At 58.7% G+C, this 13,006-nt stretch carries 11 protein-coding genes; 3 read left to right on the forward strand and 8 right to left on the reverse strand.

Annotated elements, in window-relative coordinates:
• Window positions 1-177: 177 nt before the first annotated feature.
• The 8 genes from EQV90_RS07265 to EQV90_RS07300 all read right to left on the reverse strand — a co-directional run bounded on the left by EQV90_RS07265 (window position 178) and on the right by EQV90_RS07300 (window position 9,758).
• Complete coding sequence (locus EQV90_RS07265) at window positions 178-2,616, reverse strand: TonB-dependent siderophore receptor (protein WP_240877940.1); 2,439 nt, start codon at window positions 2,614-2,616, stop codon at window positions 178-180.
• Between the two features lie 76 nt (window positions 2,617-2,692).
• Window positions 2,693-3,679 carry a FecR domain-containing protein gene (locus EQV90_RS07270; protein ID WP_240877941.1) on the reverse strand — a complete coding sequence of 329 codons (987 nt, stop codon included), beginning with the start codon at window positions 3,677-3,679 and terminating at the stop codon, window positions 2,693-2,695.
• Window positions 3,680-3,686: 7 nt separating this feature from the next.
• Window positions 3,687-4,205 (reverse strand): sigma-70 family RNA polymerase sigma factor, encoded by a 519-nt coding sequence (locus tag EQV90_RS07275; protein ID WP_003442682.1) that lies wholly within the window; start codon window positions 4,203-4,205, stop codon window positions 3,687-3,689.
• A 144-nt stretch (window positions 4,206-4,349) separates the two neighbouring features.
• On the reverse strand, window positions 4,350-5,084 hold the full coding sequence (locus EQV90_RS07280) for a phosphoadenylyl-sulfate reductase (RefSeq protein ID WP_003442671.1): 735 nt from the start codon (window positions 5,082-5,084) through the stop codon (window positions 4,350-4,352).
• 68 nt (window positions 5,085-5,152) lie between these two features.
• Window positions 5,153-6,496 (reverse strand): aminodeoxychorismate synthase component I, encoded by a 1,344-nt coding sequence (gene pabB, locus EQV90_RS07285; protein WP_240877942.1) that lies wholly within the window; start codon window positions 6,494-6,496, stop codon window positions 5,153-5,155.
• 204 nt (window positions 6,497-6,700) lie between these two features.
• Window positions 6,701-7,684, reverse strand: coding sequence for an alpha-L-glutamate ligase-like protein (locus EQV90_RS07290; RefSeq protein ID WP_003442658.1), 984 nt, complete (start codon window positions 7,682-7,684; stop codon window positions 6,701-6,703).
• Window positions 7,684-9,216: an inactive transglutaminase family protein gene (locus EQV90_RS07295; protein ID WP_003442656.1), complete on the reverse strand. Its 1,533-nt coding sequence runs from the start codon at window positions 9,214-9,216 to the stop codon at window positions 7,684-7,686. Before EQV90_RS07295 ends, EQV90_RS07290 begins: the two co-directional genes overlap by 1 nt.
• A gap of 5 nt (window positions 9,217-9,221) precedes the next feature.
• Entirely contained in the window at window positions 9,222-9,758 is a 537-nt protein-coding gene (locus tag EQV90_RS07300; protein ID WP_003442655.1) for an ATP-dependent zinc protease, read from the reverse strand.
• Between the two features lie 279 nt (window positions 9,759-10,037).
• On the opposite strand from EQV90_RS07300, the gene EQV90_RS07305 reads away from it, so the two are divergent.
• The 3 genes from EQV90_RS07305 to prpC all read left to right on the forward strand — a co-directional run bounded on the left by EQV90_RS07305 (window position 10,038) and on the right by prpC (window position 12,873).
• Window positions 10,038-10,760, forward strand: a complete 723-nt coding sequence (locus EQV90_RS07305; protein WP_003442652.1) for a GntR family transcriptional regulator — start codon at window positions 10,038-10,040, stop codon at window positions 10,758-10,760.
• Window positions 10,757-11,644, forward strand: a complete 888-nt coding sequence (prpB, locus tag EQV90_RS07310) for a methylisocitrate lyase (protein WP_003442649.1) — start codon at window positions 10,757-10,759, stop codon at window positions 11,642-11,644. Before EQV90_RS07305 ends, prpB begins: the two co-directional genes overlap by 4 nt.
• A gap of 101 nt (window positions 11,645-11,745) precedes the next feature.
• On the forward strand, window positions 11,746-12,873 hold the full coding sequence (gene prpC / locus EQV90_RS07315) for a 2-methylcitrate synthase (RefSeq protein ID WP_010655772.1): 1,128 nt from the start codon (window positions 11,746-11,748) through the stop codon (window positions 12,871-12,873).
• The last annotated feature ends 133 nt before the right edge of the window (window positions 12,874-13,006 follow it).

Consider the following 13,006-nt stretch of genomic DNA (forward strand, 5'->3'; position numbering starts at 1 on the left):
TTGAACGCTTGTGACACGCGAAAAAGCCTGCCTTGTGCAGGCTTTTTTGTGCGCCCGGGTTTTGTAGATCCTGTAGGAGCGAGCTTGCTCGCGAGCATTTCAACGCAGCAACGAAGAGCTCGCGAGCAAGCTCGCTCCTACAGGGGGTTTATTGCAAAAAATTCAGTTCAGCCTGTTTTAGAAATCCCAGCGGGTACTGACCATCACATTGCGCGGGTCACCGTAGTACGACGAGTTATAGAAACCGATGTTGGTGTAGTACGACTTGTCGAACAGGTTGTTCAGGTTGACGCTGGCCGAGAGGTTTTTCGTAAACTGGTAGCGAGCCATCAGGTCAACCAGCCAGTACGGATCCTGTGAAAACTTCTCCTCGACCCCGCCTTTATTCCAGTTGGTCAGCATTTGCCAGCCCGTACCCTGCCAGCGAACCCCGCCACCCAGGGTCAGTTTGTCGAGGTCGCCGGTCAGCTTGTAGCTGGTGTACAGATTGATTTGATCCTCGGGCTCCCAGGTCGATACCTTTTTACCGCTCTGATCACGGCTGATCTTGTGCGTATAACCCGCCTGCAACTGCCAGCCGGGCATGAGCTCGCCAGAAATTTCCGCTTCGTAGCCTCTGGTTTTGGCTTTGATGCCTTTATAGGCGTATTCAATGTCCGGATTGGTCGGATGGGCGTTGTAGGCAGTGTCTGCTTCAGGCCGGTTGTCCTGATGGACCTCGAAGTAGGCCAGACTTGAATTGAGGCGACCATCAAAGAACTCGCCCTTCAAACCCAGTTCATAGTTGGTGCCTTCATCGGGCTCAAGCATCTTGTTGTCGCGATCGCGGTAATACGACTGCGGCAAAAAGATTTCGGTATAGCTGGCATAGGCAGAAATATTTTCGTTGAGGTCGTAAATCACCCCGGCGTAGGGCAGTACCTTGCCGGTGTCTTTTGCATGGCTGGTGCCCGTCAGGGTGTAATCGGCCACCCGTGTACCGAGCATTAGCGTCAGATCATCGGTGAGGCTCAAGCGTGCGGTCATGTAAGTGCCGGTCTGGCGCGTTGTTTCATCGTTGTAGGAGGTTACGTTGCCCCAGTCCGGTTCCAGGCTGTCGCCATCCCAGTTGTAGTAGTCATAGGCGTTGTCGACCATTTTGGCGTTGGTGTAGTCCTTGCCGGTCCAGTGCGATTTAGCTACCGAGCCGCCGACCACCAATTGATGTTCGCGCCCCAGCAAGCTGAATGGACCGCTGGCAAACAGGTCGCCACTGTCGCTGACGTATTCGCCGGTGTACTTGCGGGCCAGCATTGGCGCCAGTCCGGTGCTTGCGTCCGGGTCCAGCAATGCGCCGAGCGGTGCGTTGTAGCCGTTGACCTGGTGGTTGTACTGGCCTTTGACTACCCAGCCGTTATCAAAGCTGTGCTCCAGGGTCGAAAAAACCGTGCGTGTGTATTGCTCCCAACTGCTCCATTTGGCGCCGTTGTTGAACGAACGAGGGGTGCTGATGCGCTCGCCGGCGGAGTTGAACAGCGAGGCACTGCCCGACCAGCTGGAGCCTTTTGGATGGTTGTTCTGATAATCGGCGCCGAGAGTCAGCAGGGTGTCCGGGGTCAGGTCCACTTCCAAAATGCCGTAGTAAACCTCGCTGTCGCGCTGGTAGTGGTCCATGAACGAGTGCTTGTCCTGATAGGCCGCAACGGCCCGGCCACGCACATTGCCGCTTTCGGTCAGCGGGCCGCTGACGTCGATCTCGGAACGGTAGTTGTCCCAGGACCCTGCGCCCACATCCACGTGGGCCTTGAACTCGCTTGTCGGTTTTTTGCGCACCATATTGATGGTGCCGCCGGGGCCGCCTGCGCCGGTGAGCAACCCGGTTGCACCCTTGAGAACTTCGACCCGGTCGTAAATTGCCGTGTCGGTAAGGGTGTGCCCGGCAGAGTACTGCGGGTCTTGCAGGATCGGGATGCCGTCGTACTGAAAGTTCTTGATCGCAAAACCGCGGGAATAGTAGCTGGTGCGGTCACTGTCATAGGTCGCAACGGTGATGCCGGGGGTGTGGCGCATCACGTCATCGATCGAGTTGAGACCGAAATCGTCCATCGCCTGGCGTGTTACCACAGAGATCGACTGTGGGGTTTCGCGCGGTGTCAGCACCATGCGCGTAGCAGTCGCAATGCTGCCGGGGGTGTAGGAGCCCGAACCTTCAGTGATGGTGCCCAATTGGTTGGCGCTGACTTGGGTGGCGCCCAGTTCCAGGCTGCCGCCCGCCGCAGGCAGTGCCTCGAGCATGTAGCCATTGGCACTTTTTACTGCGGTATAGCCACTGCCACGCAACAAGGCTTCGAATCCGGAAGGCTCGTTGTAGGTGCCGTGCAGGCCGGGAGTCGTCAGCCCCTCAAGGTTGGCGGGCTGAAAAATAATCGCTACCCCGGCCTGTTGTGCAAAACGGTTCAGGGCACTGCTCAGCGGGCCGGATGGAATGTCATAGGTCTGTATCGATGCCGACTGCGCCTGGGCGACGGTGCTGCACAGCACGCCAGTCGCCGAAGCGACAATCAAGTGAATGGCCAGGGCCAGCGGGGTGCAGGCCCGCGGGCTAAAACGCCCGCGAGGGTGGGAGGAAGTCAGCATGGAGAGCGCAGTCCTTTAGGGTTCTATGTATCTACCTTGACGGCTGGCTAGAAAAAAGCGGAACTAATGCGAATAATTATTCTTTAGATTGTTGCGCCTGGCTGATCACCACCAGCCACGGGGTATAGGTTTTTATCGTCAGCGGCAGGGTTTCAGCGATCAATTGCAGCGCCCGATCGGTGTTATCCAGCGGCAATACAGCCGATACGCGCAAATTGGCCAGGGCCTGACGGTCAAACTGGATATGGCCGCGCCGATGTCGGGAAATTTCATCGAGCACCCGGGTCAGGGGCTGGTTATCCACCACCAGTTGGTGATCTCGCCATGCCTGATCAATGCTGGCGGGGTCGAGCGTACCGGACAGTTCGACCGAGTCGCGGCGGATCAGCGCCCGGGAGCCAGTGTCGACCTCCAGGGTCTGTCGTTCGTCAGCGCTCTGTGCGGCGACGCGCGACTGCAGCATGCTCAAAACAGTGGTGTCGTGCAGATGTTTGACCACGAAGCGGGTGCCCAGCGCGCGCATGCTGCCCTCGTCGGTCTGCACAATAAAGGGCCGGGCGCTGTCGTGAGCAACCTCCACCAGGACTTCGCCTAGCAGTACCTCGATACGCCGTTCCTGGCCGTTGAAGTGCACATTCACTGCACTGGTACCGCTAAGAGTGAGCGTTGAGTTGTCGGCCAGACGCAGGGTTTTCCAGTCATTGGGGCCGGTCCTGATGTCGGCCATCCATTGCTTTGGATACTGGCTTTGCAATAGCAGTGCGCCGGGCAGGCCCAGGCAGCCGGCAATCAGTAATGTGCGTAATACCCGCTTGCCTCGGGCTGCAGGTTTGCGCCCGCCAAAGGCGGCAGTGAGTGCGGCCTTGGCCGGGGCGGATTGCCCACGCAACGCTTGCAGGCGGCTGATCACCTCTTGCATGCGCAGGGCGGCGGCTGCGTGTTGCGCACTTTGTTGTTTCCAGCACTCGAACTGCAGGCGCAGCGCATCGTTGGCGGCCTCTTCATGCAGTTGAAGAATCCACTCGGCGGCTTGCTCGTCAATGGTCGGGTGGGGCTCGGGCATGGCTTTATCAGGTATCCAGGCTATGGCTGCAGTGCAGCAAGGCCTGGATCAGGTACTTGCGCACCGTGCGATCAGACAGTGCCAGTTGCCGGGCGATCTCGCTCTGTTTCAGGCCATCGAGGTAGTACAGGACAAAGGCCTGGCGAACCTTGTCCTGCATGCCTTCCAGAATGAACGCGATGTGTTCGAGAGCTTCCAGTGTGGTGAGGATCTGCTCGGGGGATTGAAAGCCTTCAAGGGCTTGTGCGGTAAGCGCAAGTTCTTGCAGATAGGCGTTTTCGATTTGTTTGCGGCGCACCTGATCAATGATCAGGCGTCGTGCCGTGGTGCTCAAAAACGCCCGGGGCTCACGCAGGGTGGCTACCGACTCGCGGGCGTTGAGGATTCGGGTAAAGGTGTCTTGTGCCAGGTCTGCGGCATTCTGGGCGCAGCCGAGTTTTCTGCGCAGCCAGCCAAACAGCCAGCCGTGATGCTCGCTGTACAGATTGGAAATCGCGGCCTGGAACGCGGGTTCACCCGTTGACATAGGTCGTGGCTCAGACGTTATTGAGAATTATTACTAATTCTGAATGCAAGTCCGGGGTAAACGCAACTGAGAATGAATGCAGGAGCAAGCTTGTTTGCAGGCGCGAGCTGTTCAAGAGCTCGCACCTACAGGGGGAGGGGGGGATCAGTTTTTGGCGATCAGGTTGCCGGCATGCAGGCCGCACTCTTTTTGCGTGGCTTCTTCCCACCACCAGCGACCTTCGCGCTCGTGCTGATTTGGCAGCACCGGGCGGGTGCAGGGTTCGCAGCCGATGCTGATAAAACCGCGTTCGTGCAGGCTGTTGTACGGCAACTCCAGCATGCGGATGTAGCCCCAGACTTCCTCGCTGGTCATTTGTGCCAGCGGGTTGAATTTGTACAACGCACGTTCGGGGGTGGAGAACGCACCATCAATTTCCAGTGCTGCCACCTGGCTGCGGGTGCCCGGGCTCTGATCGCGACGCTGGCCGGTGGCCCAGGCCTTTACGGTCGACAGTTTGCGGCGTAGCGGCTCGATTTTGCGCACGCCACAGCACTCGCCGTGGCCGTCCTTATAGAAGCTGAACAGGCCTTTTTCTTTAACGAACGGCTCAAGTTTGCTTTGATCCGGCGAAATCAGCTCGATCTGGATCTGGTAGTGCTCGCGCACCTGCTCGATAAACCTGTAGGTCTCGGGGTGCAGCCGGCCGGTGTCGAGGCTGAAGACTTTGACGTTCTTGTTCAGCTTCCAGGCCATGTCCACCAGCACCACATCTTCGGCGCCGCTGAAGGAAATCCAGAGCTCGTCGCCAAAATGTTCAAAGGCGAGTTTGAGAATGTCCTGGGGGGACTTGCTGGCGTATGTCGCGGCGAGTTCGGCGACGTTGAACGTATGGCTCATCAGGCGGCTTCCTACAGTGAATGGCGCTTGGCGCTCTCTAGTGCGGCGATGTTAGCAAAAACCGCGGGCTACAGGGTTTGCAGCGTATCGAGCAGCACTTTGACCTTGGTGATCGATTCCTGGTATTCGTCCTGCCAGTGCGAGTCGGCGACGATACCGCCGCCGCCCCAGCAGCTCACTTGCCCGTCCTTGATCAGCAGGCTGCGAATCGCAATGGAACTGTCCATCTCGCCGCGTACGTCCAGATACATGAGCGAACCGCAGTAAATGCTGCGTCTTGTCGGTTCCAGCTGATCAATGATTTGCATCGCGCGGATTTTCGGGGCGCCGGTAATCGAGCCGCCAGGGAAGCTGTCGCCGATCAGGTCGAGGGCGTCTTTGCCTTCAGCCAGTTGCCCGGTCACGCTGCTCACCAGGTGGTGAACATTGGGATAGCTTTCGAGGCTAAACAGCTGCGGGACGCTGACCGAGCCAGTACGGCAGGTACGCCCCAGGTCATTGCGCAGCAAATCGACAATCATCAGGTTTTCAGCGCGGTCCTTGGGGCTGGCCAGCAGTTCGGCGGCGTTCGCCGCATCTTCGCTGCTGTCTTTGCCCCGCGGGCGGGTGCCTTTGATCGGGCGGGTTTCCACTTGATTGTTGCTGACCCGCACAAAGCGCTCCGGTGACAGGCTCAAAATCGCGTTGCTGTCCGTCAGGCGCATAAATCCTGAAAAGGGTGTCGGGCAGGCGGCCCGCAGTGCGCAATAGGCGGTCCAGCTATCGCCCTGGCAAGGGGCGCTGAAGCGCTGGGTGTAGTTGACCTGGTAGCAGTCGCCGGCCTGGATGTAGCGCTGAATCTGCTCCAGTGCCTGCTCATACTGGCTGGCGCTGATATCCGGCTGCATGGGCCGCTTGAGCGAGAACCCCGGGTTCGCCGCCGGCGCCGGCTGGCTGAACAGCGCAATCAGGCGTTCGCGTTCGCCGCCAGCCAGGCGCGGGTGAAACACCAGTTGGCTGGTGAGTTGCTGGTGATCGCTGATCAATGCCCAGGCGTACAGGCCCAGTTGCGCGTCGGGCAATTGCAGGTCATCCCGTGACCGGGCAGGGAGCTGCTCAAGCCGACGGCCGAAGTCGTAGCTCAGGTAGCCGATCAGGCCGCCGGCAAACGGCAGTTCATAGTTGGCCGGAAGGCTGGCGTTGCCGAGCTGGTTCAGGTTTTCCCGCAGGCGCTGTAAAAATTCGCGCCCCGACTCGCTTGGCCCCACAGTCAGCTCTTGCAGTGGCCAGGCGCTCAGCAGGTCATAACGGCCGCGCTCGGCTGCAGGGCGGCCGCTGTCGAGCAGTACGGCACCGGGCGCATGGCGTATCGCCGCAAAATACTCGGCGGGATTGGCGTGGTAGGGCAGGGGGTGTACAGAGCAGGTCAACATGCGAAGCCAATCAGCCATCGGAGCGGGGTGGCGATTGTAATCCTGTGCAGTGCAGCAACCAAGCCTTGAGAGAGCGGTGGCAAGAGTCTGTGGGAGCCGGCTTGCCAGCGATGCCTGTAATGCGGTTGTCTGTCGGGCCGCATTGAGGCCATCGCCGGCAAGCCGGCTCCCGCCGGGCTTGTCAGCGTCTTGTGGGGGCCGGCTTTATTCGGCGGAGTGAATATGCCCGAACAATTCCTGGGCAAAGCGCATGCGCTCTTCCGGGGTTTCCTTGATGCCTTTGGCGGCCAGCTCTTCGAGGTGTGCTTCTACTGCGTGGGTACGCAGCGTCAGGCCACAGTCGTTGGCAATCTGGATATTCAGGCCCGGGCGGGCATTGAGCTCCAGAATCAGCGGGCCTTTTTCCTGGTCGAGCACCATGTCGACCCCGATATAGCCCAGCCCGCACAACTCATAGCAGCCGGCAGCCAGCTTCATGAAGCCGTCCCAGTTGGGCAGTTGCACGCCGTCCACCGCATTGGTGGTGTCGGGGTGTTTGCTGATGATGTTGTTCAGCCAGGTGCCCCGCAGGGTCAGGCCGGTCGCCAGATCGACACCGACCCCGATCGCGCCCTGGTGCAGGTTGGCCTTGCCCCCCGATTGTCGGGTTGGCAGGCGCAACATGGCCATCACCGGGTAGCCCATCAAGACAATGATGCGAATATCCGGCACGCCTTCGTAGCTGATGCTTTTGAATATCTGGTCCGGGATCACCCGGTACTCGATCAGTGCCCGGTCGCGGTGGCCGCCCAGCGAGTAAAGGCCGGTCAGAATGCTCGAAACCTGATGCTCGATTTCTTCGTGGCTGATGATCTTGCCCGAGACCGTGCGAAAACGGTCTTCGAAACGGTCGGCTATCACCAGAATGCCGTCGCCGCCCGCACCCTGGGCGGGCTTGATCACAAAGTCGTTACGGCCACCGATGATCTCGTCGAGTTTTTCGATTTCTTTTTCGGTGGAAATCACGCCATACATTTCCGGTACGTGAATGCCGGCTGCAATGGCGCGTTCCTTGGTGATGATCTTGTCATCCACAATCGGATACAGGCTGCGCTTGTTGTACTTGAGTACATAGTCCGCGTTGCGCCGATTGATGCCCATGATGCCTCGGGCTTCCAGGGCCTTCCAGGTTTTCCAGAAGCCAAACATCAGGAGTCAGCCTTCAGGAAGGCCTTGAAACGCACCAGTTCGGTCAGGCGGTAGCCGCGATAGCGACCCATGGCCAGCATGAAGCCCACCAGAATCAGCAGCACTGCCGGGAAGGTGAAGATGAAGTACACCAGCTCCGGAATGCTCATGATCAGGTACGCCAGCGTAGCGGCGAACAGGGTTCCGACTGCGACTTTCATCGCATGGCCGCCGCCACGTTCTTCCCAGGTAATCGACAGGCGCTCGATGGTCATGGTCAGAATCACCATCGGGAACAGTGCCACCGACAGTCCGCGTTCCAGGCCCAGTTTGTGACTGAACAGACTGATGGCAGCGATCAGTATCACCACGAAGGTCAGTACCACGGACAGTCGCGGCAGCATTTGCAGCTTCAGGTGCTCCAGATAGGAGCGCAACATTAATCCGAGTGCCGTTATCACCGTAAACAGGATGATGCCGAACTCCAGCTGGGTTTCGCGGAACGCCAGGGCTATCAGTACCGGGGTGAAGGTACCCAGGGTTTGCAGGCCGATCAGGTTGCGCAGTACCAGAATCACCAGCACGCCAATCGGGATCATCACCATGATCATGAAGGTTTGCTGGGTTTGCAGTGGCAAGCCGTACAGCGAGTACTCAAGGAAGTTGGCGTCGGTGTTCTCGTCCGTCAGCTTGGCCAGGCGAATGGCGTTCATTTCGCTGTTGTTCAGGCTGAAGGTCACGTTGGGCTTCTTGCCGCCATCGACGGTGACCATTGGCTCATCGCCGATCCACCACAGCAGGCGATCGGAGGGCAGGCCCTGCTCACCGGTTTCCGGGTTGAAATACAGCCAGTCGTTACCGTTGAAGCTGCGCAGCCACAGTTCAGGGTTCTGTGGTTGATCGGCCACAAGGCGGATGGTGTGGACTTTTTCCATCGGCACGTGGGCAATCGACAACAGCAGCTCGATGACCTGGGCTTTGTGCGGGGTGGAGGGGTCACCCGCCAGCAGCAGTTTCACGTTGTCATCGTTAGGGTTGTTCACCCGTTTGATGGTTTCGCTGATAAAGGTTTCGACGTCGGCAGAGTGCTGGCGAATGGGCGCCAGCAGTGCTTCGGCGGCGATTTTTTCCGGGCCTTCAACGGCAATGCTGTCACGGAAGACCGGGCCTTTGAGCTTGGTCTTGTCACCCGAATAGCGCTTGGTCAGCACCAGGCGGTAATAAAGGGTCTGCTTGCCGCTGACCCGGCGTGCGGACCAGGTGACCTTGCGGTTGCCATCCACCCGGTTGACGCTGACACCGTAGTTATTGGAGATAAAGCTCTCGTTCAGGCTGACGTAGTCGCGGTTGAGCGGCGGTACGAACATCTGGATCTTGACCGGGTCTTTAGAGCTGGCGACGAACTCGACTTTGGCATCGATGTTCCACAGGTCGTCGGTCGCGTCTTCGGTCACAGGAATGCCGAGAGCAAAAATCTGATAGGCAGTAATCGAAATGCCCAGCACCACGAGGACGGTGATCAGGATTTTCAGGTGAAGGGTAAGCGCGCGCATTTCAATTACTCTGCGGTTTGAGCGTTAGCGACGCAGGCAGGTTTGCCAGCAGCGTATTTAAGACTTGGGTCGACCAGCGCATCAAAGCGCTTGAGTGCTTCGGAGCCGATCAGCAGCGGGTATTGGAACGCACTTCTATCAGTCAAGTTCACTTCGATTGTGCGTAAAGCTTTGCCCATGCAGATTTCCAGGGCAATGACCGGGCGCGAGGTGTAGTTCTTGTCGGACTGGGGATCATAGTCACCGGAGCGGCGTTTGATCTTGCTGACCCGGGCCAGCGGGCGTTCGATGGGGTGCGAGTGGGCGTCATCGATGGCCAGATAAAAGCGGACCCAGCTCTCTCCATCGCGTTTGAAACGCTTTATGTCGCGTGCGCTGAGGGATGCGGTTTTGGCTCCGGTATCGAGTTTGGCGGCTACTTGCAGATCGATGCCGGCCAGTTCGGCATATTCATTGAGGCCGTACACGGTTTTCTCGGCACCAAGGCTCAAGCCCGGTACGCACAGCAGACAAAGAAGGGTGTAGAGGGGGAAAAATTTCATAAATCGGGGCACGTCTCTTGCAATCTTCAGTTCAAGGCACTGGCAGTACAGAGCAAGTTTCCTCGTGCGGCTGCCCGTGGACGGGGCAGGGCGGATGCGGCCGGCATTCTAACATGAAGGTTTTATGGCGCCAGCGTTGCGGCGCTTTTATGGGGGGGAACTGGCTGTCGATTAAACTAAGGTCGTATCGGGATATTGTCGACAATACCTATTTATACTTTGACTATTTGGCGTTGAATCGCTAGTTTTGGCGTCATTGATTTGAAAGGTGTCGACAATATGCTGCAAGCACTAGAGCCCGCCGCTATCGCCCAGGACGATTCTGAAACCCTGTCGGAGAACGTGTTTCGGCGTATTCAGGCGGCTATTGTCAAAGGTGAAATCGCCCCCGGCAGCAAGATCTCCGAGCCCGAACTGGCCCGCACCTACGGCATCAGCCGTGGGCCATTGCGTGAAGCCATTCACCGTCTCGAAGGTCAGCGCCTGCTGGTGCGCATCCCCCATGTCGGGGCCCGGGTGGTGTCGCTGAATCACGCCGAACTGATCGAACTCTACGAAATTCGCGAGTCCCTCGAAGGTATGGCCTGCCGCCTGGCCGCCGAGCGCATGAGTGATGAAGACATCGCCGAGTTGCGTCGGGTGCTCGAAACCCATGAGCGCGATGAGGCGTTCCAGGCGGGTGTCGGTTACTACCAGCAGGAAGGCGACTTCGATTTTCATTACAAGATCATTCAAGGCAGCGGTAATCGCACCCTGACCCAGATGCTGTGCGGCGAGCTGTACCAGCTGGTGCGTATGTACCGCATCCAGTTTTCCACCACCCCCAATCGCCCGCACCAGGCATTCGCCGAGCACCACCGGATTCTTGATGCCATTGCCGATCGCGACGGCGAACTGGCCGAGTTATTGATGCGCCGGCATATCGGCGCGTCGAAACGCAATATTGCGCGTCACTACCAAGACAGCGCCCAGCAGACAGCCACTCCACGAGGTGAGTCATGAGCAATAAAAACAGTCCAGGCCAGCGTTTCCGTGACGCAGTCGCCAGTGAACATCCGCTGCAGGTTGTGGGTGCGATCAACGCCAACCATGCACTGCTGGCCAAGCGTGCCGGCTTCAAGGCAATTTATCTGTCGGGTGGCGGTGTTGCAGCGGGATCTTTGGGGGTGCCGGACCTGGGCATTACCGGCCTGGACGATGTGCTGACCGACGTCCGTCGCATTACCGACGTCTGCGACCTGCCGCTGCTGGTGGACGTGGATACCGGCTTTGGCTCCTCGTTCTTCAACGTGTCGCGCACCGTCAAGTCGATGATCAAGTTTGGCGCGGCGGCGATTCATATCGAAGACCAGGTCGGTGCCAAGCGTTGCGGTCATCGCCCGAACAAGGAAATCGTCTCGCTGCAAGAGATGGTCGACCGCATCAAAGCAGCAGTTGACGCCCGTACCGATGACAGCTTCGTGATCATGGCACGCACCGATGCGCTGGCGGTCGAGGGCCTGGAGTCGGCGCTGGAACGTGCAGCAGCCTGTGTTGAAGCCGGTGCCGACATGGTCTTCCCGGAAGCCATTACCGAACTCGAGATGTACAAACTGTTCGCCAATCGGGTGAAGGCGCCGATTCTGGCCAACATCACCGAGTTTGGCTCGACACCGCTGTACACCACCGAGCAACTGGCCGGTGCCGATGTATCGCTGGTGCTGTACCCGCTCTCGGCTTTCCGGGCGATGAACAAGGCTGCTGAAAACGTCTACGGCGCCATCCGCCGTGACGGCACCCAGCAGAACGTGATCGACACCATGCAAACCCGCATGGAACTGTACGACGCCATCAACTACCACAGCTTCGAGCAAAAGCTCGACGCCGTGTTTGCCGCCAAGAAGTAACACAATTCCATGATCCTGCAGGAGCGAGCTTGCTCCTGCAGGGATAGGTATAGAACCCTGTAGTTGCCGAATCCCTAACAAATTCAAGATTGGAGAGCGCAATGGCCGAAGCAAAAGTATTGAGTGGCGCCGGATTACGCGGCCAGGTGGCCGGGCAAACAGCCTTGTCGACCGTTGGCCAGGAAGGCGCAGGTCTCACTTATCGTGGTTATGACGTCCGTGAGCTGGCCGCCGAAGCCCGCTTTGAAGAAGTAGCCTATCTGCTGCTGTACGGTGAACTGCCGAACAAAACCGAGCTGGCGGCCTATATGGCCAAACTCAAAACCCTGCGTGATTTGCCGCAGGCCCTCAAGGAAGTGCTGGAGCGCATCCCCGCCGACGCCCATCCGATGGATGTGATGCGTACCGGCTGCTCGTTCCTGGGCAACCTTGAGCCCGAGCTGGATTTTACCCGTGAGCGCGATGTAACCGATCGCCTGCTGGCCGCTTTCCCGGCAATCATGTGCTACTGGTATCGCTTCAGCCATGACGGTCTGCGCATCAATTGCGTGACCGATGAAGAGTCCATTGGCGGGCACTTCCTGCACCTGCTGCACGACAAGAAGCCGAGCGAACTGCACGTCAAAGTGATGAACGTGTCGCTGATTCTGTATGCCGAGCACGAATTCAACGCCTCGACATTCACCGCCCGGGTCTGTGCTTCGACCCTGTCCGACCTGTACTCGTGCGTCACGGCCGCCATCGGCACGTTGCGCGGGCCACTGCACGGTGGCGCCAACGAAGCGGCAATGGAAATGATCGAGCGTTTCGGCTCGGCAGAAGAGGCGGTCAAGGGAACCCTCGAGATGCTGGCGCGCAAAGACAAGATCATGGGCTTTGGCCACGCGATCTATAAAGACAGCGATCCGCGTAACGAAGTGATCAAGGGCTGGTCGAAAAAACTCGCTGACGAAGTGGGTGACACCACGTTGTTCCCGGTTTCCGAAGCCATCGACCAAACCATGTGGGAGCAAAAGAAGCTGTTCCCCAACGCCGACTTCTACCATGCCTCGGCGTATCACTTCATGGGCATTCCAACCAAGCTGTTCACCCCGATCTTTGTCTGCTCACGCCTGACCGGCTGGGCTGCGCACGTGTTCGAACAGCGCGCCAACAACCGCATCATCCGCCCGAGTGCCGAGTACATCGGCGTCGAACAGCGCAAGTTCGTGCCAATCGAGCGCCGCTGACCAGCAGGCGGCTTGAACCTGTCCACCCTGCAGGAGCGAGCTTGCCCGTGAGCTCTTTGAAAAGCTCGCGAGCAAGCCCGCTTCTGCAGGAGGGGTGAGCCGCCTCAGACCTAACCGTGATCGAGTCCCACGC

It is taken from the genome of Pseudomonas sp. TMW22089 (assembly GCF_022496645.1).
GTDB classification, from domain to species: Bacteria; Pseudomonadota; Gammaproteobacteria; order Pseudomonadales; family Pseudomonadaceae; genus Aquipseudomonas; species Aquipseudomonas paraversuta.

What these genes read in the sequence shown, in the direction of transcription:
- EQV90_RS07265 (WP_240877940.1), bottom strand. Translation starts at nt 2,616, where the DNA reads ATGCTGACTTCCTCCCACCCTCGCGGGCGTTTTAGCCCGCGGGCCTGC.
- EQV90_RS07270 (WP_240877941.1), bottom strand. Translation starts at nt 3,679, where the DNA reads ATGCCCGAGCCCCACCCGACCATTGACGAGCAAGCCGCCGAGTGGATT.
- EQV90_RS07275 (WP_003442682.1), bottom strand. Translation starts at nt 4,205, where the DNA reads ATGTCAACGGGTGAACCCGCGTTCCAGGCCGCGATTTCCAATCTGTAC.
- EQV90_RS07280 (WP_003442671.1), bottom strand. Translation starts at nt 5,084, where the DNA reads ATGAGCCATACGTTCAACGTCGCCGAACTCGCCGCGACATACGCCAGC.
- pabB (WP_240877942.1), bottom strand. Translation starts at nt 6,496, where the DNA reads ATGTTGACCTGCTCTGTACACCCCCTGCCCTACCACGCCAATCCCGCC.
- EQV90_RS07290 (WP_003442658.1), bottom strand. Translation starts at nt 7,684, where the DNA reads ATGTTTGGCTTCTGGAAAACCTGGAAGGCCCTGGAAGCCCGAGGCATC.
- EQV90_RS07295 (WP_003442656.1), bottom strand. Translation starts at nt 9,216, where the DNA reads ATGCGCGCGCTTACCCTTCACCTGAAAATCCTGATCACCGTCCTCGTG.
- EQV90_RS07300 (WP_003442655.1), bottom strand. Translation starts at nt 9,758, where the DNA reads ATGAAATTTTTCCCCCTCTACACCCTTCTTTGTCTGCTGTGCGTACCG.
- EQV90_RS07305 (WP_003442652.1), top strand. Translation starts at nt 10,038, where the DNA reads ATGCTGCAAGCACTAGAGCCCGCCGCTATCGCCCAGGACGATTCTGAA.
- prpB (WP_003442649.1), top strand. Translation starts at nt 10,757, where the DNA reads ATGAGCAATAAAAACAGTCCAGGCCAGCGTTTCCGTGACGCAGTCGCC.
- prpC (WP_010655772.1), top strand. Translation starts at nt 11,746, where the DNA reads ATGGCCGAAGCAAAAGTATTGAGTGGCGCCGGATTACGCGGCCAGGTG.